General features: G+C 64.3%; 22 protein-coding genes and 1 other RNA gene. 16 read left to right on the plus strand and 7 right to left on the minus strand.

What is annotated here, in order from left to right; translation table 11 throughout:
- Positions 1–81: 81 nt before the first annotated feature.
- Entirely contained in the window at positions 82–645 is a 564-nt protein-coding gene (gene efp, locus E4P09_RS03620; RefSeq protein ID WP_137388197.1) for an elongation factor P, read from the minus strand.
- 210 nt (positions 646–855) lie between these two features.
- On the opposite strand from efp, the gene tkt reads away from it, so the two are divergent.
- The 12 genes from tkt to E4P09_RS03680 all read left to right on the plus strand — a co-directional run bounded on the left by tkt (position 856) and on the right by E4P09_RS03680 (position 11,356).
- A complete protein-coding gene (gene tkt, locus E4P09_RS03625) occupies positions 856–2,916 on the plus strand; it encodes a transketolase (protein ID WP_137388198.1) in 2,061 nt (686 codons plus the stop codon).
- A gap of 62 nt (positions 2,917–2,978) precedes the next feature.
- On the plus strand, positions 2,979–3,983 hold the full coding sequence (gene gap, locus E4P09_RS03630; protein WP_137388199.1) for a type I glyceraldehyde-3-phosphate dehydrogenase: 1,005 nt from the start codon (positions 2,979–2,981) through the stop codon (positions 3,981–3,983).
- A gap of 23 nt (positions 3,984–4,006) precedes the next feature.
- A complete protein-coding gene (locus E4P09_RS03635) occupies positions 4,007–5,212 on the plus strand; it encodes a phosphoglycerate kinase (RefSeq protein ID WP_137388200.1) in 1,206 nt (401 codons plus the stop codon).
- Between the two features lie 84 nt (positions 5,213–5,296).
- Positions 5,297–6,316, plus strand: coding sequence for a class I fructose-bisphosphate aldolase (locus E4P09_RS03640; protein ID WP_137388201.1), 1,020 nt, complete (start codon positions 5,297–5,299; stop codon positions 6,314–6,316).
- A gap of 20 nt (positions 6,317–6,336) precedes the next feature.
- Complete coding sequence (locus tag E4P09_RS03645; protein ID WP_137388202.1) at positions 6,337–7,038, plus strand: thiamine phosphate synthase; 702 nt, start codon at positions 6,337–6,339, stop codon at positions 7,036–7,038.
- Entirely contained in the window at positions 7,028–8,002 is a 975-nt protein-coding gene (locus tag E4P09_RS03650) for a tetratricopeptide repeat protein (RefSeq protein ID WP_170984212.1), read from the plus strand. The genes E4P09_RS03645 and E4P09_RS03650 overlap by 11 nt, the downstream gene beginning before the upstream one ends.
- 113 nt (positions 8,003–8,115) lie before the next feature.
- Positions 8,116–8,397, plus strand: a complete 282-nt coding sequence (locus E4P09_RS03655) for a hypothetical protein (RefSeq protein WP_137388204.1) — start codon at positions 8,116–8,118, stop codon at positions 8,395–8,397.
- A gap of 36 nt (positions 8,398–8,433) precedes the next feature.
- Positions 8,434–8,799, plus strand: a complete 366-nt coding sequence (locus E4P09_RS03660; protein ID WP_137388205.1) for a cell division protein ZapA — start codon at positions 8,434–8,436, stop codon at positions 8,797–8,799.
- A 53-nt stretch (positions 8,800–8,852) separates the two neighbouring features.
- Positions 8,853–9,014: non-coding RNA, 6S RNA (gene ssrS / locus E4P09_RS03665), on the plus strand.
- Positions 9,015–9,099: 85 nt separating this feature from the next.
- Positions 9,100–9,717, plus strand: a complete 618-nt coding sequence (locus E4P09_RS03670; RefSeq protein WP_239025012.1) for a 5-formyltetrahydrofolate cyclo-ligase — start codon at positions 9,100–9,102, stop codon at positions 9,715–9,717.
- Positions 9,717–10,541 (plus strand): TIGR00282 family metallophosphoesterase, encoded by an 825-nt coding sequence (locus E4P09_RS03675; protein WP_137388206.1) that lies wholly within the window; start codon positions 9,717–9,719, stop codon positions 10,539–10,541. Before E4P09_RS03670 ends, E4P09_RS03675 begins: the two co-directional genes overlap by 1 nt.
- Positions 10,542–10,606: 65 nt before the next feature.
- Entirely contained in the window at positions 10,607–11,356 is a 750-nt protein-coding gene (locus tag E4P09_RS03680) for a YebC/PmpR family DNA-binding transcriptional regulator (RefSeq protein ID WP_137388207.1), read from the plus strand.
- Between the two features lie 132 nt (positions 11,357–11,488).
- Here E4P09_RS03680 and E4P09_RS03685 read toward each other — a convergent pair whose 3' ends face one another.
- The 3 genes from E4P09_RS03685 to E4P09_RS03695 are packed head-to-tail and all read right to left on the minus strand — an operon-like array spanning position 11,489 to position 12,828.
- The gene (locus E4P09_RS03685; protein ID WP_137388208.1) at positions 11,489–11,755 is read right to left on the minus strand and encodes a DUF2312 domain-containing protein; all 267 of its coding nucleotides are present in this window, start codon (positions 11,753–11,755) and stop codon (positions 11,489–11,491) included.
- An 18-nt stretch (positions 11,756–11,773) separates the two neighbouring features.
- Positions 11,774–12,070, minus strand: coding sequence for a DUF1244 domain-containing protein (locus E4P09_RS03690; protein WP_137388209.1), 297 nt, complete (start codon positions 12,068–12,070; stop codon positions 11,774–11,776).
- Positions 12,067–12,828, minus strand: a complete 762-nt coding sequence (locus E4P09_RS03695; protein WP_137388210.1) for an N-formylglutamate amidohydrolase — start codon at positions 12,826–12,828, stop codon at positions 12,067–12,069. The genes E4P09_RS03690 and E4P09_RS03695 overlap by 4 nt, the downstream gene beginning before the upstream one ends.
- A 343-nt stretch (positions 12,829–13,171) precedes the next feature.
- Here E4P09_RS03695 and E4P09_RS03700 point away from each other — a divergent pair, with 343 nt between their 5' ends.
- The 3 genes from E4P09_RS03700 (at position 13,172) to pyk (ending at position 16,261) form a co-directional block, all read left to right on the plus strand.
- A complete protein-coding gene (locus tag E4P09_RS03700) occupies positions 13,172–14,041 on the plus strand; it encodes a hypothetical protein (protein WP_137388211.1) in 870 nt (289 codons plus the stop codon).
- Between the two features lie 295 nt (positions 14,042–14,336).
- The gene (locus E4P09_RS03705; RefSeq protein WP_137388212.1) at positions 14,337–14,828 is read left to right on the plus strand and encodes a DUF1036 domain-containing protein; all 492 of its coding nucleotides are present in this window, start codon (positions 14,337–14,339) and stop codon (positions 14,826–14,828) included.
- The gene (pyk, locus tag E4P09_RS03710; protein WP_137388213.1) at positions 14,825–16,261 is read left to right on the plus strand and encodes a pyruvate kinase; all 1,437 of its coding nucleotides are present in this window, start codon (positions 14,825–14,827) and stop codon (positions 16,259–16,261) included. Before E4P09_RS03705 ends, pyk begins: the two co-directional genes overlap by 4 nt.
- Positions 16,262–16,427: 166 nt before the next feature.
- On the opposite strand, the gene E4P09_RS03715 is transcribed toward pyk, so the two are convergent.
- Together E4P09_RS03715 and ykgO are read right to left on the minus strand one after the other, a co-directional pair.
- The gene (locus tag E4P09_RS03715) at positions 16,428–17,090 is read right to left on the minus strand and encodes a tetratricopeptide repeat protein (protein WP_205042000.1); all 663 of its coding nucleotides are present in this window, start codon (positions 17,088–17,090) and stop codon (positions 16,428–16,430) included.
- 213 nt (positions 17,091–17,303) lie between these two features.
- Positions 17,304–17,429 (minus strand): type B 50S ribosomal protein L36, encoded by a 126-nt coding sequence (gene ykgO / locus E4P09_RS03720; RefSeq protein WP_137388215.1) that lies wholly within the window; start codon positions 17,427–17,429, stop codon positions 17,304–17,306.
- Between the two features lie 344 nt (positions 17,430–17,773).
- Between ykgO and aqpZ the strand changes: the two genes are divergently transcribed.
- A complete protein-coding gene (aqpZ, locus tag E4P09_RS03725; RefSeq protein ID WP_137388216.1) occupies positions 17,774–18,514 on the plus strand; it encodes an aquaporin Z in 741 nt (246 codons plus the stop codon).
- A 67-nt stretch (positions 18,515–18,581) separates the two neighbouring features.
- Here aqpZ and dapF read toward each other — a convergent pair whose 3' ends face one another.
- Positions 18,582–19,427: a diaminopimelate epimerase gene (gene dapF, locus E4P09_RS03730; protein WP_170984213.1), complete on the minus strand. Its 846-nt coding sequence runs from the start codon at positions 19,425–19,427 to the stop codon at positions 18,582–18,584.
- Positions 19,428–19,429 lie beyond the last annotated feature (2 nt).

Raw genomic sequence — 19,429 nt, forward strand, 5'->3', positions numbered from 1 at the left:
CCCCGGGAGAGCCCTCGCCCGCATCAATATGGCGCCCGCCTCGCGCGGACGCGTTAGCAGCGATGAACCACGCCCGGCCGTTCAGTCCGCCCGGCGTACATAGGCGACCTCATTGGTGTCGACAACCACGCGCTCGCCGGAGGTGATGAAGGGCGGCACCATGATGCGCAACCCGTTTTCCAGCACCGCGGGCTTGTAGGACGAAGAGGCGGTCTGGCCCTTCACCACCGCGTCCGCCTCCACGATCTGCAGCGTCACCTGGTCCGGCAGGGTGATGCCGATCGGCTTGCCTTCGTGGCTCTCCACGGTCACCTTCATGCCGTCCTGCAGGAAGGCGGCGCGCTCGCCGACGAAATCCACAGGCAGCTCGATCTGCTCGTAGGTCTCCTGGTCCATGAACACCAGCATGTCGCCATTGGGATAGAGGAACTGGTAGTCCTTCTGCTCCAGCCGCACCCGCTCCACGGTTTCCGACGAGCGGAAGCGCTCGTTCAGCTTGCGGTTGTCGATGAGGTTCTTGAGCTCGACCTGGGCATAGGCCCCGCCCTTGCCCGGCTTCACATGCTGAATCTTCACCGCCACCCACAGGCTACCATCGTGCTGGATCACATTGCCCGGGCGGATCTCGTTGCCATTGATTTTCATCGCTTCACCGTTGGTCTCTGCCGCGCGGCTGACTACCGCGCGCGGCGGTCCTGGGACTGTCGGCGCGATACCTAGCAACTCTGTCGCGTCGTTGCACCAAAAACCATGTGGCCCACCTCATCGCCCTTGCAACCACCGGGTTAGGGGCGTGTTGACTCGGGGCCGGCAAATGCTATGTGTGGCACCTGTTTTCAACGATCGGCGTCCCGAATGAGTCCAGTGAATCCGGCGGCTTCGGCCGCAGCGAAACCGCAACTCCCTGGCGATAGCGTGATCGATATCACCAAGCACCAGCGCATGGCCAATGCTCTCAGGGTCCTGGCTATGGACGCCGTTCAGGCCGCCAATTCCGGCCATCCCGGCCTGCCCATGGGCGCAGCGGACATCGCCACCGTGCTGTTCACCCGCTTCCTGAAATTCGATGCCACCGTGCCCGACTGGCCGGACCGCGACCGTTTCGTGCTGTCCGCCGGCCACGGCTCGATGCTGCTCTATGGCCTGCTCCATCTCCTCGGTTATGACGACATGACCATCGAGGAGATCAGGCGCTTCCGCCAGCTCGGCTCCAAAACGGCAGGCCACCCCGAATATGGCTTCGCCGCCGGCATCGAGACCACCACCGGCCCCCTGGGCCAAGGTCTTGCCAACGCGGTCGGCATGGCCATCGCCGAGCGCCTGCTGCAGGCGCGCTTCGGCAAGTCCGTGGTCGATCACCATACCTATGTGCTGGCAAGCGACGGCGACCTCATGGAGGGCATCAGCCAGGAGGCGCTCGCCCTGGCCGGCCACCTGAAGCTCGGCAAGCTGATCGTGCTGTTCGACGACAACGGCATCTCCATCGACGGCCCGGTCACGCTTTCCGATTCGACCGATCAGCTCCGGCGGTTCGAGGCATCCGGCTGGCACACTATGGGCATCGACGGTCATGACCCCGCCGCTATTGCCACGGCCATTGCCGCCGCGCGCGGCGAGGAGCACCGGCCCTCGCTCATCGCCTGCCGCACCGTCATCGGCTATGGCGCCCCAAAGAAACAAGGCACGGCCGGAGTGCACGGCTCCCCGCTCGGCCCCGAGGAGGTTGCCGCCGCGCGCCAGGCCCTGGGCTGGCCGGATGAGCCTTTCGTCATCCCCACCGAGATTCGTGATCTCTGGCGCATAGCCGGGATCCGCTCCTGCCGCCATCGGCGCACGTGGGAGCAGAACGTGCAGGCCCTCGAGATGGAGACCCGGGTCGAGTTCGAGCGGCGCTTGCGTGGCGACCTGCCCACCGCCTTCACCGGTGCCGTCACCGCGCTCAAGCAGAAGCTGGTGTCGGAACGGCCCAAGATTGCCACCCGCGTCGCCTCCCAGCGGGTTCTGGAGGTGATCAATCCCATCCTGCCGGAGACGGTCGGCGGATCGGCCGACCTCACCCCCTCCAACAACACGCGCTCGTCGGACCTTAAGGAAGTCACGCCCGACGACTTCACCGGCCGCTTCATTCATTACGGTATCCGCGAGCACGGCATGGCCGCGGCCATGAACGGCATTGCCCTGCACAAGGGGCTCATCCCCTATGGCGGTACCTTCCTAATCTTCTCCGACTACTGCCGTCCGGCGATTCGGCTCTCGGCCCTCATGCATCAGCGGGTGATCTTCGTGCTCACCCACGATTCGATCGGTCTCGGCGAAGATGGCCCGACCCACCAGCCGGTCGAGCATCTTGCTGCCCTGCGTGCCATCCCGAATCTTCTGGTGCTGCGCCCGGCGGATGCGGTGGAAACCGCCGAATGCTGGCAGATCGCGCTGGAGAACGACAGCGGCCCCTCTGTTCTGGCGCTCACTCGCCAAAATCTTTCCCCGGTGCGCATCGAGGCTGACGAGGAGAACCTCTGCGCGCGCGGCGCCTATGAAATCGCCAGCACCGAGGAAGACAGCGAGGTTGTGATCTTCGCCTCGGGCTCGGAAGTGGAGATCGCCATCGCCGCCAAGGCCGAGCTTGACCGGCAGGGCCACCCCACGCGCGTGGTCTCGGTGCCGAGTTTCGAGCTGTTTGCACGGCAGTCGGAAGCCTACCGCTCGGTCGTTCTAGGCACGGAAAAGTATCGCGTCGGGATCGAAGCGGCCATTTCCATGGGCTGGGAGCGCTTCATAGGGCCCGACGGCGTCTTCATCGGCATGCACGGGTTCGGCGCCAGCGGTCCTTATCAGGAACTTTATCGCCACTTCGGCGTTACGGCAGAGGCCGCCGTTGCGGCCGTTCTGTCTCAAATTTCCGGTACGAAGCAGTAGACTCGCTATAGCCGGGCGCAAGCTACAGCGTGCGCCCGGCCTTTCCAGGGAAGCCTTACGAGATGACCGTCCGCGTCGCCATCAATGGGTTCGGCCGTATCGGCCGCCTTGTCCTCCGCGCCATTGCCGAATCGAAGAGCCAGGAACTGGAGGTCGTCGCCATCAACAATCGAACTGATGCCGGCACCGCTGCCCACCTTTTCGAGTATGACAGTGTACACGGACGTTTTCCCGGGCAGGTCAGCCATGGCGAGGGCTACATCGATATCGGCAACGGCCGCATCCCGTTCACGGCGATCGAGGATCCCGCCAAGTTGAATTGGGGCGACCTCGGCGTTGATCTGGTGCTCGAGTGCACCGGCAAATTCAACAGCCGTGAGAAGGCCGGGGTGCACCTGGAGCGCGGCGCCAAGAAAGTGCTGTGCTCGGCACCGGCCAAGGGCGCCGACCTCACCGTGGTCTATGGCGTCAATCACGAGGCGTTGCGGGCTGGCCACACTATCGTCTCCAACGCCTCCTGCACCACGAATTGCCTCGCGCCCATGGCGATGGTTCTGGACGAGTTCTGCGGCATCGAGCGCGGCTATATGACCACGATCCATGCCTATACCAGCGACCAGCGCCTGCTCGACAATAGCCACAAGGACCTGCGCCGGGCCCGGGCGGCCACTTTGGCCATGATCCCGACCTCGACCGGAGCCACCAGATCCGTGGGCGAGGTGCTGCCCAACCTCAAGGGTAAGCTCGACGGCACCTCGATTCGCGTGCCGGTGCCCAATGTCTCGATGGTGGATCTGGTTTTTGTGCCCAAGCGGGAGGTTTCGGTCGATCAGATCAACGAGGCGATGCGGAAAGCGGCCGCCGGCAAGCTCGGCGGCGTGATCGAAATCTGCGATGTGCCGTTGGTGTCCATCGACTTCAATCACAGTTCCGCCTCCTGCGTATTCGACGCCACGCAGACGCAGATCGTTGACAGGATGCTGATCCGGGTGGCCGGCTGGTACGACAACGAGTGGGGCTTCTCCTGCCGTATGGTCGATACGGCAGCCTATTGGGGAGCCCTGTAGGGTTGCGGGGCGCGGGGGCGACGATGACATTCCGCACATTGGATGACGTCGACGTAAAGGGCAAGCGGGTGCTGCTGCGCGTCGATTTGAATGTGCCGCTCAAGGGCGAGGAGGTGCAGGATGCCACCCGCATCGCCCGGGTGGTGCCGACCATCAAGGAGCTGGTGAGCCGCGGCGCGACAGTCATCGTGCTGTCCCATCTCGGGCGGCCCAAGGGCACAGTCGTGCCCGACATGTCGCTGCGCGTCGTGACGGAGCCTCTCTCCAGGGCTCTGGGCATGCCGGTGGCCTTCGTGGAGACCGACTGGGACAACGGCAAGGCGACCCGTGCCGTTGCCGCGGCAAAGCCCGGCGATGTGCTCCTCCTGGAAAACACCCGCTTCCACAAGGGCGAGGAGGCCAACCAGCCGAGCTTCGTCAAGCGGCTGCTCGACCTCGGCGATATCTACGTCAACGATGCCTTTTCGGCTGCCCATCGCGCCCATGCCTCAACCGAAGGCATTGCTCATTTCCTGCCTGCTGTGGCCGGCCGCGCCATGGAGGCGGAGGTGGGCGCACTTACTGCGGCGCTGGAAAATCCCAAGCGGCCGCTGGTTGCCGTGGTGGGGGGTGCAAAGATTTCCACCAAGTTCGAAGTGGTGGGGCATCTCACCTCGCGGGTCGACACCCTGATCATTGGCGGGGGCATGGCGAACACCTTCCTCTACGCGCAAGGCAAGCCGGTTGGCCGGTCGCTCTGCGAGCACGACGTGGTGAACGAGGTGCGCGAGATCATCAAACAGGCAGGGCATCATGGCTGCGAGATCCTGCTGCCGGTCGACGCCGTCGTTGCGGAGGACTTCAAGCCCCATGCCCACCACCGCACGGTCGACATCTCCGACGTGAACGCCAAGGAGCGCATTCTCGACATCGGCCCCAAGACGCTGGAGCTAGTGAAGGCCTGCTTCGATAAGGCCAAGACACTGGTTTGGAATGGCCCGTTCGGCGTTTTCGAGCTGGAGCCGTTCGACCGAGGCACCGTGGCCGCCGCGCAATATGCCGCCAAGCTCAGCCGGGAAGGCAAGCTCCTGTCGGTGGCCGGCGGCGGCGACACCGTTTCCGCGTTGAACCATGCCGGGGTTGCCGACGACTTCACCTACGTCTCCACCGCCGGCGGCGCTTTCCTCGAATGGCTGGAAGGCAAAGAGTTGCCCGGCGTCGCCGTTCTGCAGAAATCCCCCTCGGCGTGACTTACGCCTTCGGTTTGCCATCGGCTTGCAGCATAATCGTGGGATCAGTCTAGTGCCCATGAGAAATTCGCGAGGGACCACATCATGACCATGACCTTGGAACAGGTAGCGCAGGCCTTGGTGGCGGATGACAAGGGCATTCTCGCAGCCGACGAGAGCAGCGGCACGATCAAGAAGCGCTTCGACACGATCGGCCTGGCTTCGACGGAGGAGACACGCCGCGATTATCGCGAGATGCTGTTCCGCTCCACCGAAGCGATGAAGAACTACATCTCCGGCGTGATCCTCTATGACGAAACCATCCGCCAGAGCGCGAAGGATGGTACGCCGTTCGTCGAGATCCTCAATGCTGCCGGCTGCATTCCGGGCATCAAGGTCGATCTGGGCGCCAAGCCGCTGGCGTTTCATCCCGGAGAGACCGTCACCGAGGGCCTCGATGGCCTACGCGGCCGCTGCGAGGAATATCACCGGCTTGGTGCGCGTTTCACCAAGTGGCGGGCGGTGATCTCGATCGGCAAGGACATGCCGAGCCGCACCTGCATCCTGGCCAACATGCATGCCCTTGCCCGCTATGCCGCCATTGCGCAGGAAGCCAAGCTCGTCCCGATCGTCGAGCCCGAGGTGCTGATGGATGGCGACCACACCATCGGCCGCTGCGCCGAGGTGACCGAGGCGGTACTGCGCACCCTCTACACCGAGCTTGCCCTGCACGGCGTTGTGCTCGAGCGGTCGCTGCTCAAGCCGAACATGGTGATCTCCGGCATGGACTGCCCACAACAGGCCAGTGTGGAAGAGGTCGCGGCGCGCACTGTGCAAATCCTGCGGCGCACCGTGCCGGCGGCGGTGCCAGGCATCGTTTTCCTGTCCGGCGGCCAGTCCGACGAGCTGGCGACGGCCCATCTCTCGGCCATGAACGCGAGCTATGACCTGCCCTGGAAGCTGTCCTTCTCCTACGGGCGTGCCCTGCAGGCGGCCGCGCTCAAGGCGTGGAATGGCAAGACAGAGAACGTCGCGGCAGGTCAGCGGGCCTTCTCGCATCGGGCACGGATGAACAGCTTGGCCGCGGCAGGCCAGTGGACGTCTGATCTCGAAAGGGCCGCTTGAGCAGCGCCGGACCGCAGCGGATGGCTCGCGCCAAGCCGGCCCGCAGATCAGTCGAGACCAAGAAGAGCGGTCGCAAGGCCGGATCGGCAGCCGAACGGTCGCGGCCGCGCCTGTTCCTGGTCAGCCCGGAAGACATGGCGCCAACGCGACTGCACGAAATTCTGTCGGCCGCGCTGCAAGCGGGCGATGCGGCCGCGCTCCTGATTGCGGGTGATGACCGGCACCAGCTGCGACCCAGGGCGGAAGCGGTGCTGCCACTGGGGCAAGCTCATAATCTTGCCGTTCTTTTGAACGATTGTCCTGAACTCGCAGCAGAGCTCGGGGCAGACGGGGTGCAGATCGCAGCAGACCTAGCCCGCTATCGTCATGCGCGCGGCATTCTCGGGAATGACCGCATCGTCGGCGCATTTTGCGGACGCTCCCGGCATGCGGCCATGGAGCTGGGCGAGGCTGGGGCCGAGTACGTGGCCTTCGATGAGGCCGCACCTTGGGTCGAAAACGGAACCGAGCCCTTTTCGCTGCTCGGCTGGTGGGCGCAGGTCTTCGAGGTGCCGTGCGTCGCATTCGCGCCCGCGAGCGAGGCAGATCTGCGCCGCCATGTCTCCCTCGGTGTGGAGTTCATCCGGCCTGCTGACGACATGTGGCGGTCGCCCAACGCCGCCCGCGACACGATCGGCCGCTTCAACGCGGTAATCGATGAGGTCTTGCGCCATGAAGCATAGCAGCTTGTCTTTCTGCGCGGCGGCGTGGCTGAGCTTGGCGTTCATGCTGGCGCCGGTCCTGGGTTCCACGACCGCTGCCTGGGCCGACATGAACGTTGCCGTGACCGCTGCCGAGGCGGGCGATTACGCCAAGGCGTTCCGCGAAGCCTCGCCCCTCGCCGAGGCCGGCGACCCCGCGGCGCAGGCCTTCATGGCCACCCTCTATGAGAATGGCTTGGGGGTGACCAGAGACCAGGACATGGCCATTCGCTGGTACGAGCAGGCGGCAGGCCGCGGCCACGCCGGCGCCATGGTGGCCCTCGCGCTCATGCTGGTCGACGGCCGTGCCGGCAAGAAAGACCTGCAGAAGGCGCAGCAGTTGCTCACCGATGCCGCCAATGCCGGCTACGCGCCGGCCCAGCACAATCTGGCGCTGCTCTATGCCGGCGCCGCAGGTTTCGAGCAGGATTGGCAGAAGTCGGCCGAATGGTTCCGCAAGGCGGCAGAACAGGGCCTGCCCGACGCGCAATACAATCTCGGCGTGCTCTATGCCGAGGGCCGGGGCGTGCCGAAGGACATGGTGCAGGCGGGTTCGTGGATGGCCAAGGCGGCATCCCAAGGCCTGGCCGACGCGGCCCTGGACTATGGCATCATGGTGTTCCGGGGCGAAGGCGTGCAGAAGGACGAGAAGATCGGCGCGCAATGGCTGCTGGTCGCCGCGCGCGCTGGCAACGTGGTCGCCCAGAACCGCATGGCCCATCTCTATATGGCTGGCCGCGGCGTCGAGCAGGATTCTGTTGAGGCGGCGAAGTGGAACATGCTGGCTCGCGAGGGCGGCCGAGTGGATCAAGAGCTGGATGACATGATATCGAAGCTCTCGGGCGACCAGCGGGCCGAGGCCGAGCTCCGTGTGCGCAGCTTCAAGGCCCGCCAGCTCGCCCGCGAACTCCCTCCCGTGATGCCCGCCTCCGGGCCGGGCGGGTGACTGTTGCGGGCGGCCGCGGCGCGGTTGACGCTATGCCGCCTGCAAGCCTAATCTTTACGAATCGTCGGTAGCAGGCCACCGGCGGAATAATCGAGAGGTAGCAACGGAACACGATGGCGGAGTCCACCAAGCTGGACATGGCATTGGCGCGCTTCGAAGATGCTGTCGATCGGCTCGAGGGGATCTTGCGATCGCAACGTCAGGTCAGGGAGGCGGACGCACTCGGCGAGCAGCAGGACGGCTCGGCGCAGATGAGCGAGGAACTGGCGGCCTTGAGGGCCGAGAACGAAGAGCTCCGGCTGCGCAACGAGCTGCTCGAGGAGGCTAACGGCCAGGCGCTGAGCAAGGTCGATCATGCCGTGAGTCGTATTCGCTCCGTACTCGGTGAGGACTGAGTAGCCGATTTCACCTTTTCTCGGAGACCCTGACAAATGGCGCAGGTTGTCGTTCGGGTGAACGATCGCCCCTATACCATGGAATGCGGCCCCGGCCAGGAACAGCATCTGCTCGAGCTGGCACAGCTGCTCGACAGCGAAGTGAGCAGGCTCAAGCGTCAGGTCGGCCAGGTTGGCGATATTCGCCTGCTGCTGATGGCGGGCCTCACCATTGCCGACAAGCTGGCGGACGCCCTGCGCCATATCGAGGCTCTCGAGGACGAGATCGGGGGGTTACGGGATGCGCGCATGGCGGCAATCGAGCGCAATCGGCAGCAGGATGATCGCGTGGCCGAGCGCTTGAACAGCGCCGCAGCCCGGCTCGAGGATCTGTCGCGCGAACTGGGCGGACCGGCAGAGTGATTTTCCTGCGCTATGCGGCTAGATTTTGCCGGCATGCGCGACTAGATTAGACCTACGGGCTGCCCGGCGCGTCAGGAGATCAAAGTTCCCAGGGGCCTATAAACGATCTCAACGGGAGCTGTCCCTGATTGAGGCCGTGGCCTCTTTCACATGGCGCCCACCTACGCTAGTAGGGACCCGGGATCGTATCCTCCAACGGCCAGGGCGGCTCGGCAATTCCCGCAGGTAGCGGCCATTCTGGCATGGCCGCGCATGCAAAACGTCCCGGGCGCCGCGTGCTCGGCCCGCAAAGACCGTGTGATGCTGATGGACACACCGGCCTCGCTGGCCGACCTCAAAAAAGCGGCGCGCCGCCAGGCCGCCTCCACGAGAGCTCAGATTCATGCCGTGGCCGCAGCCACCGCGCGCGAAGCGCTCGCGCGCGCCGGCGGCAAGGTGCTGGGCGCGGGCCATGGCCGCATTGTCGCGGGCTTCCACGCCTATCGCAGCGAAATCGACGTCGTGCCGCTGATTGCCGCCCTCGCCGCCGCCGGCTGGGCGACGGCGCTGCCCGTCATCATCGCCACCGATGCACCGCTGGTGTTCCGGCGCTGGGCGCCGGGCGACGAGACCATTCCCGGGCATTTCGGCATCCATGTGCCTCACGATCGCGCGGCACTGGTCGAGCCTGACGTGGTGCTCGTCCCGATGCTGGCCTTCGACCGCCAGGGCTACCGGCTTGGCTATGGCGGCGGCTTCTATGACCGTACGTTGCAACGGCTGCGCGCCCTCAAGCCGGTGATCGCGGTTGGCGTGGCTTTCGCCGGCCAGGAGGTGGAAGCGGTGCCGCGGGGACCGTTCGACCAGCCGCTCGACTGGATCCTGACCGAAGCCGGCCCGGTCTATCCTATCCATCAGCAGGACGTGAGCGGGGTCTGATGCGGCTGATCTTCATAGGCGACGTGGTAGGCAGATCCGGCCGCAAGGTACTGTACGAACGCCTTCCCCAGCTGCGCGAAGAGCTCGCCGCCGATTTCGTCGTGGTGAATGGCGAGAATGCGGCCGGCGGCTTCGGCATCACCGAGGAGATCTTCCGTGACATCCGCGATGCCGGCGCCGATGTGGTCACGCTCGGCAACCATGCCTTCGACCAGCGCGAGGCGCTGGTGTTCATCGAGCGCGAGCCGACCCTGCTGCGGCCCATCAACTATCCCGCGGCCACGCCCGGCCGTGGTGTCGGCCTGTATCCGACCACCACCGGGCGTTCGGTGCTCGTGATGAATGTCATGGGCCGGCTATTCATGGACCCGCTCGATGACCCCTTCGCCGCCATCGACCGCGAGTTGGAGAACTGTCCGCTGAAACAGGTCTGCGATGCGGCGGTGATCGATATCCACGCGGAGGCGACGTCCGAGAAGATGGGCGTCGGCCATTTTGCCGATGGCCGGGCGAGTCTGGTGGTGGGAACTCATACCCATGTCCCCACGGCCGATCACCAGATCCTGCCGCGTGGCACCGCCTATATCACGGATGCAGGCATGACCGGCGATTACAACTCCATCATCGGTATGGACATTGAAGAGCCGCTCACCCGCTTCACTCGCAAGCTGGCCACCGGCCGTTTCGAGCCCGCAGGCGGCGAGGCCACCCTATGCGGGGTGGGCGTGGATGTGGATGACGAGACCGGCCTCGCCCGCGCCATCGCGCCCATACGGGTGGGCGGCCGCCTAGAGCAGATCTTGCCCGCTTTTTGGCTGTCCTGAACTGGATTTCCCCCGGATCCGCGCCTATAAAGCGGCTAAACAGGTTTCCCCGACAGAGATAGACGATGGCCGGCCATTCACAATTCAAGAACATCATGTACCGCAAAGGCGCGCAGGATGCGAAGCGCGCCAAGATCTTCTCGAAGCATTCCCGGGAAATAACCGTCGCCGCCAAGGCCGGCGGCCCTGATCCTGCCAGCAATGCCCGGCTCAGGCTCGCCATCCAGAACGCGCGCGCCGAGAACATGCCGAAGGACAATATCGAGCGCGCTATCAAGAAGGCCAGCGGCGGCGACGCCGAAAGCTATGAGGAAATCCGTTATGAGGGCTACGGACCTGGCGGCGTGGCGGTGATCGTGGAGGCGCTCACCGACAACCGCAACCGCACCGCCGGCACGGTACGCTCCTACTTCACCAAATTCGGCGGCAATCTCGGCGAGACCGGGTCCGTGTCCTTCATGTTCAACCGGATCGGCCAGATCAGATACAAGCCGGACGCCGGTGACGCCGAGACCGTGCTGGAAGCGGCGATCGAGGCCGGCGCGGAGGACGTGCAGTCGGACGAGAGCGGCCACTTGGTCACCTGCACCTTCGAGGACCTCAACGAGGTTTCCGCCAAGCTTCAGGAGCGGCTCGGCGAGGCCGACACGGTGCGCGCCCTATGGGTGCCCCAGACCACGGCGCCGGTGGACGAGGAGCGCGCCCAGAGCGTCTTGAAGCTGATCGCGGCCCTCGAAGATGACGACGACGTGCAGAACGTCTACTCGAACTTCGAAGTCAGCGACGAGGTGATGGCCAAGCTGACCGCCGCGTAGCCCGTCTCGCTTGAAAGTTCGCCGATATCCGTCACCACCGGGCTTGACCCCCGCCCGGCCTGACGGGGCCCTGTATTCAGGGCACCACGATAGGCGCTTCCCCCCGCACGAAGTGAAGCTCGCCAGAGATTTTCAGGCCGCCGCTTCCGAGCCCGGCACCATGCCCAGCGCCTGCAGGTAGAGATCGAGGATCGCCTCCTCCTCTTCCCGCTCGGCCCGATCCTTCTTCCGCAGCGCAATCACTTTGCGCAGGATCTTCGTGTCGAAGCCATGGGCCTTGGCTTCCGCATAGACCTCCTTGATGTCGGCGGCCATCGCCGCCTTCTCCTCTTCCAACCGCTCGATTCGCTCCACGATGCTCCGCAGCTGGCCCTGCGCAAAAGATGTGGTCTGGTCCATACTCGCTCTGCCTCAAACTCAATGCTTATGCGTCGCCTGGAAGGCAGCCGCCTGTTCGGGAGTCGCTTCGGACTGATACCGCGCCTTCCACTCCTCGTAAGGCATACCGTAAATCTCGCGGCGAGAGTCGTCCTTCGTGACAACAATCCCCTGACTTTCCGCAGCCTCTTGATACCAGTTGGCCAGGCAATTCCGGCAAAATCCCGCAAGGTTCATGAGATCGATGTTCTGCACGTCGGTCCGCTTGCGCAAATGCTGGACCAGCCGCCGGAAAGCGGCCGCCTCCAGCCGCATCTTCGTGTCTTCGTCGATCATGGTCTAATCCGTCCGGTTAGGGTTTTGTCCTTCAGCAGAGTGGGCAGCAGGCGCGCCAGGCGTTCCGCCCATTCCTCGGCACCCGCTTCATCGGCAATGAGGTCCTGGCGGACCTCGATCAGCGCGTGCGAAAGGCCGCGGCGGGTGCAATGAATGTCCATTGTGTCACCATCGAGCCCACCGCGATAGGGTTCGTTCTCGCCGACAACCAGGCCAGGCTCCGCGCGCAAGGCCGCAACCAGCGCCCGCGACAGGCGCTCGTCCCGGTCCCACAGCAGGCCCACATGCCAAGGCCGGGGAACACCCTTCCAGCTGGGCGTGAAGCTGTGGATCGACAAGACGACCGGATCCCGCCCCGCCGCAACAATGCGTTCCATCCAGCCGTCGATCGCCTGATGATAGGGGCGGTAGAAGCGCTCGAGCCGCCGCAGCCGCTCGGCCGCATCCACTCGGGCATTCCCCGGCACGATCGATCCATCGGAGAGCCGCATGATCAGCGTGGGATCGTCCTCTCCCCGATTAGGGTCGATTAGCAGGCGGGAAAAGCAGCTCAGCACGGCGGGAGCGCCGAGCCGCGCCGCGAGTGCCCGCGTCAGGGCTTCCGCCCCGATGTCATAGGCGATGTGGCGTGCGAGCTCGCTCTCCGGCAGTCCAAGCGTACCATATTCCGGCGGCAGCGTGTTCCGGGCGTGGTCGCAGACAAGCAGCAGACCGCGCTCCACGCCTCCCACCAGTTCGATAAAGGCTTCCGATCCCATCGGCCGTGCCGGTAACGCGCAGGTCAAGGCGCCAGCCGGGCCAGCTTGCGCCGCCGAGTGCATGCCACCGCGTCAAAGGGCTGAAGGCCTGGTCCGTTTCCGGCCGCACTGATCGGCAACCCCCTCAGAGATCTCACGATTCCGCCCCGCCGCCACTGTCGCTGCCATCATCCATTAGCACGGCCTTTAGGATTCGTCACCCGAACATGAATGATATTTAATCCGGGCGCAAGAATACTGGCCCAAGCCGCCAAACATTTGCCGTAGAGAAGGAGAATTAGATCCGGTCATGTAAACCTTCTGGAATATATCCTCTCCATAGATTGTCTTAATAGGATTAGCTATGCCTTTCTTCAACAGGAGAAGCGGCACGCAGGCCTCATCACGCAAGCCGCTCTTTTCGCCCAGCAAGTCACAGTCTTCGAGTATTGCTTCACACCAGTTCGGCAGCAAGTCACATGAACCAGCCGTACCCTCGCATGCGATTGGCAGCAAGTCGCGTCCTTTGGCTACGCTGCCGCCTGAAGCGGCACATGTCGTGCCCAAGTTGTCGGAGAGCATGAAGCAAATTGCCAGCCGACTGCCGTCGGATGCGCGATCGCGGTTTTGGGACGGCGATCCGAAAAAATTTTCACCCGATACCGCGGCGCATACGGTTTCCGGGATCAGCAAGTTGACTGCAACCAATCGGGACATCCTGGATGTCAGCCACACCGGCTTCAACGTCCCCAAGGACGACATCAGAAAATATGCTCGCGAGATAGATCACCAGGCGGAAGAGCTTAGCACGCGAATCCAGAACCTTGGCTCCGTCGGCAGTTCAAAGGAAGCTGCAAGGCGCCTGGCTTCCCTCGGCGATCACGCGCAACGCTTCGATCTGAAGCTGGAACATGGCGAGATACAGCGCCAGTATGCCGAAAGCCTGATCAACGACGCCAAACTGAAGGGGACCCACCCCCAAACGCTGCCAAACGCGGATCCGAGGCTTCCCCTCACCCGTGTGGCGAGCGCGCCATGGAAACACATGGACCACATGCCGTCGACTGATACGGACAGCTTATTGCCCGGTCAGCATACCTCTCCGCATCTGAATCATGAACCTGTCGGGACCAGCTCGTACACGAACGGCGCCTATGGTACATATCATGATCCATTGCCCGACAATCCAATGTACCAGATACATGCCTCCGGCCTGCTCGAAACGCAGCTTTAGCCTTCTACTGAACAGAGCGATGCTAAAGCGTCGCTCTGTCATCAGTTCATCAGCATACACAATACTTCCGGAGAGCGCGCCACGTTTGGTCATCGCTCCACGTTTCGGCCGCTCCGCCCACCAAGAGAAATCGCCCAGATTTCGCCCCTTTGCGGCGGCACCAATCATTCTCATCGCTGCACAGCGCCTGTTAACGGAAAGCTTGCAGAATGTTCATGCGCGCGAGAAGCTGTCGGGACTGACGGAACCGGCCGGTCGTGATATGAAGCTTGAGTGAATGTAAGGACTGGACGCGATGGCAGTTGCGCCTCGGCTGATCGGATCAGCCTTGTTTTTCCTGTTTCTATTCGGTGCCGCGCCGGCCCACGCCGATCTCAAGGTGTGCAACGATACTGATTCGCGCGTGGGCGTCGCGCTGGGCTACAAGGACACGAAGGGATGGGTCAGCGAAGGCTGGTGGAACATCGGCCCGCGCAGCTGCGAGACCTTGCTGAAGGGCGACCTGATCGCCCGCTATTACTACGTCTATGCGGTAGACTATGATCGCGGCGGCTCGTGGGGCGGCAAGGCGATCATGTGCACCCGCGACAAGCTCTTCACCATACGCGGGCTTGAGAACTGTGAGGAGCGCGGCTATCAGCGTACGGGTTTCTTTGAAGTCGACACCACCGAAGAGCCGGACTGGACCGTGACCCTCAACGCGCAGACCAACTCCCCCACGCCGCAGGCCAATCAGGGCGCCGCCACACCGTCCAACCGTGCACCGCAATCAGGCACGGTGCAATGAGACGCAGGCGTCGCGTCAAGATCATCGCCACCCTCGGTCCCGCAAGCTCCACCCCCGAAACGATCCGCCAGCTTTTCGAAAGCGGCGCGGATGTCTTTCGGGTGAACATGAGCCACACGCCGCACGGGGAGCTGAGCCGGCTGCACGGCATCATCCGTCAGGTCGAGCAGCAGATGGGACGGCCGATCGCTGTCCTGGCCGACCTGCAGGGCCCGAAGCTGCGCATCGGAACCTTTGAAAACGGCAGCATCGAGCTCATCGAAGGCAACGCCTTCTCCTTCGACCTCAAGAGACGGCAGGGCGACAACAAGCGCGTGCAGCTTCCCCATCCGGAAATCTTCAGGGCGGTCAAGCCGGGCGACATGCTGCTGCTCAACGATGGGCGGCTCAAGGTTCAGGTGGAGTCCGCCACGCCCGAACGCATCGTAACCCGCGTCGTCCACGGCGGCAGCCTCTCCGACCGCAAGGGGATCAGCCTTCCCGACACCACGCTGCCGGTCAGCGCGATGACGGAGAAGGACCGTGCCGACCTCGACCACGCCATCAACATCGGTGTGGACTGGGTTGCCCTGTCCTTCGTGCAGCGGCCCGAGGATGTGGCGGAGGCCAAGAAGATGGCCCGCGGCCGCGCCTTGGTCATGGCGAAGCTGGAGAAGCCGTCGGCCCTGGCGCATCTCAATGAGATCCTCGAGCAGGCGGATGGGATCATGGTGGCGCGGGGCGATCTCGGAGTGGAACTGCCGCTCGAACAGGTGCCCGGCCGGCAGAAGCAGATCATCCGGGCTGCCCGCGCCTTCGGCCGTCCGGTGGTGGTGGCCACCCAGATGCTCGAGTCGATGATCCGTGAGCCGGTGCCCACCCGCGCCGAGGTTTCGGACGTGGCCACGGCGGTGTTCGAGGGTGCGGACGCCGTCATGCTCTCGGCCGAATCCGCGGTGGGCAGCTTCCCGTGCCAGGCGGTCGCCACCATGGACAAGATCGCGCAGACCGTTGAGAATGATCCGTTCTACGCCGGCATCATCCATGCGCAGCGCGCCCAGCCGCAGGCCACCGCGGCCGATGCGATCAGTGCCGCCGCCCGCACCATCGGCGAGACCCTGAACGCCGCCGCCATCGTCTGCTACACCTCCTCGGGCGCAACAGGCCTGCGCGCCGCCCGCGAGCGCCCGGCAACCCCCATCGTGGCGCTCACGCCCATACCGGCGACAGGCCGCAGGCTTGCGCTTGTCTGGGGGCTGCACTGCGTCCTGACCGAGGACGCCAAATCCCTGGACGATATGGTTGGCCGCGCCTGCAACATCGCCCGGGCAGAAGGCTTCGCCGAGCCCGGGCAGCGCATCATCATCACCGCAGGAGTCCCACTGCGCACACCGGGCGCCACCAACATGCTGCGAATTGCCTTCGTATCGAGGGACGGTGCAGGCGAGAGCTAGGAGCATTTTCGAGGGAAGTGGATACCGGTTCGCGTGAAGAAAATGCGACCAGGCAAAAACTTAGAGTGGTTCCGCGATCCGAGGGACAGCGGAGGTGCTCTAGGAGTATTTTCTGGCGAAGTGGGGTGGATCCAAGCAGGCTCCATCGAGAGCCGAGATCACGCCGTCAGATGGGCTGGCCGGCTTCCCGCTCCAGCTGCTCGACAGCCTTCTTGGCCTCGTCCAGGTGCGGGTTGATCTCCAGCGCCCGTTTGAACGCCTCGAGCGCCTCTTTCTTGTCGCCTTGCGCCCGGAGCACGACGCCCAGCGCAGTAAGGGCCCCGAAATGACGCGGCTCGAGTTCTAGCACCCGCTCCAAGTCGGCCAGCGCCCGTTCCCGGTCGCCCTGCAGGAAGAGCACGGTGGCCCGCTTGTTCCAGGCTTCCGGAAATTCCGGCGCGATCTCAACCACAGTGTCGAGAATGGTCAGGGCCGTCTGGAACTGCCGTTTTCGGCTGGCCTGGTCTGCCTGCTTGACCAGCACGTCCACCGTAGGGCTGCCCGAGCGGCTCCATAGCTCGGCGACGGCCTCCTGCAGCACGGCCGCGCTCGTCTCGTTCTGGGCATTGTGCAGCCGCGCGAACAGACTGTCGAGAAGATCGGCCCTCTGGCGCGCAGCCTCGGCAGGGCTCGCCGGCATGGGTGGCAACGGCGTCGTGGGCCCGGCGGCGTTGCTGTCCGCCGGCGGTCCGCCCTGCTCCTGCAGGGGAGACTGCGACAAAGCAGGCGCCGCAGCAGCTCCCCAGCCGAGGAGCACTGCAGCGCATAGGCTAAGGCGACCGGCGCGCATCCAGATGCTCATGCGCCTAAGGTAAGCGATGCCAGGGGTCTCGAAAAGAGGATGGAGCACGGCGCGCGATCAAGGCGCCGTGACAGCTCGGAAAGGAGCCCTCCGGCGGGCAACTTGCCCCGCCAAACGCAATGCCCCTGGCCTTGACCAGGGGCATCCAGGAGCTCCGCACAGCGCAAACTGCTGATGTCGCCCGAACGAATCGGCTGGACGTCAGCCCTGACGCGCCTTGTAGCGCGGATTGGTCTTGTTGATGATGTAGATGCGGCCCTTGCGACGCACCATGCGATTGTTGCGGTGGCGCTTGGCCAGCGAACGAAGCGAGTTGCGAATTTTCATTTTAGCACCTGTGCGAACGCAAAAAGTGACAGCGTCCGCAACCGGACCCGTCTCATTCATGCGCGAAAATAGTAAGGCCGTCAGGGGATGTCAACATTGCGCGGCTAGGTTTCCGCGGGTGCCAAGGCAGCCGACCGGCTGTACCATATAGAGCGAGCAGCAGCCGATTCCCGCCACGAGCTACCGGCGTTTCGTGCCGGGATGGCGGACACCCCGCTCGAGGCCGCGCCGTCCCAATTCTGCACTACAGCGAATCACAAGTTTTCGTGTAAGATTCGCATGTTTGTGTGTTTGCGTGCGGGCGTGACGAACACACCGTAACTTCTCTTGCGGGGGCAACACCCATGGATATCAAGAAGCTGGTAGCCGAAGCCTTAGGAACCTTCTGGCTTACATTCGGCGGCTGCGGAAGCGCGGTCATTGCGGCAGCGTTTCCTGATGTCGGAATCGGCCTGCTTGGCGTAGCGCTCGCCTTCGGCCTGACCGTGCTGACCATGGCGTATGCCGTCGGCCATGTATCCGGCGCGCACTTCAATCCCGCCGTCACCGTGGGACTTGCGGCAGGTGGGCGGTTCCCGTCCAGCCAGATCATTCCATATGTCGTGGCTCAGGTGATCGGCGCGATTCTGGCAGCCGCCGTCCTCTACGTGATCGCCAGCGGCACCGCAAGCTTCAACCCCGATGGCGGCTTTGCCGCGAACGGCTATGGCGAGCATTCGCCGGGGAAATATAGCCTGACGGCAGCCCTGATTGCGGAATTCCTGCTGACGGCCGCATTCCTGTTCATCATCATGGGCGCGACTCACGGCATGGCGCCGGCCGGGTTTGCCCCGATCGCGATCGGGCTTGCGCTAACGCTGATCCATTTGATCAGCATTCCGATCACCAACACTTCGGTCAACCCAGCGCGCAGCACCGGCCCTGCGCTCTTCGCCGGCGCATGGGCGATGCAGCAGCTCTGGCTGTTCTGGCTGGCCCCTCTCCTCGGCGGCATAGCAGGCGGCGCGCTCTACCGCTGGCTCAGCCCCGAGCAGCCCTCTGGCGTCATCCAGGGCACGCCGGCCAACCCGGCCGTCCGGAGCTAGCTGGGACCAAGCGAGCCGAGGGGCTGTGACAGCCCTTCGGCTCACCATGGCCAGATTTTGAAGCCGATCAGAGCAGGTTGCGGCTGCGCAGGAAGTCGGCCGTGACCACACCCTGCCCCACTGTCTCGGTCGGGCCGGTGAGGGTTGCGCGGATGAATACCTCTCCCTCGCGCTCCAGATGAACCGAGAGATTGTCGCCACCCCGTGTGCGAATGTCCGCATCCAGACCGCTCAGGCCGAGCAAGTGGCAAATGGTGGCCGTGGCCACCGCCCCCGTGCCGCAGGCCAGCGTTTCGGCCTCGACGCCACGTTCGAAGGTGCGCATGGCCACACCGTCGATGGTCGACACGAAATTGGCGTTCGCGCCGCGGGGGAAGGCAGTATCGTGCCGAACCAGAGGCCCGAGGCGGTCCACTGGGCAATTCGGCAGGTCGTCCACCAGCAGGACCGCGTGCGGCACGCCGACCTCGGCGAAATGCACCTCGCGCTCCTCGCCCCCGATCGTAAGCCGCATGCCGAGCCTGATGTCTCGCGGCGGCGGCATGTCGATCGTCACGTGGTCCGGGCCCACCACCGCCTTCACCGGGCCGGCCTCCGTCTCGAACCGCATCTCGGACGGCGCTGCACCGATGTCATGGGCAAAGCGGGCGACACAGCGCGCGCCGTTGCCGCACATCTCGCCGGGCGCGCCGGTCGCGTTGATGTAGAGCATCGCAAAATCCGCATCGCCCCGGGGCGGCAGCAGCAGAATGAGCCCGTCGCCGCCAAGGCCGCGGCGCCGGTCGCACAGGGCGGCCGTCAGCCGGCTTGGGTCGGCCAGAGCGGTGCTGCCAAGCCCGTTGCGGCCGTCGATCATGATGAAGTCGTTGCCGCAGCCGTGCATTTTGGTGAAGGCCACGTTGTCGGCAGTCATGC

Source organism: Rhodoligotrophos defluvii (assembly GCF_005281615.1).
GTDB lineage: Bacteria > Pseudomonadota > Alphaproteobacteria > Rhizobiales > Im1 > Rhodoligotrophos > Rhodoligotrophos defluvii.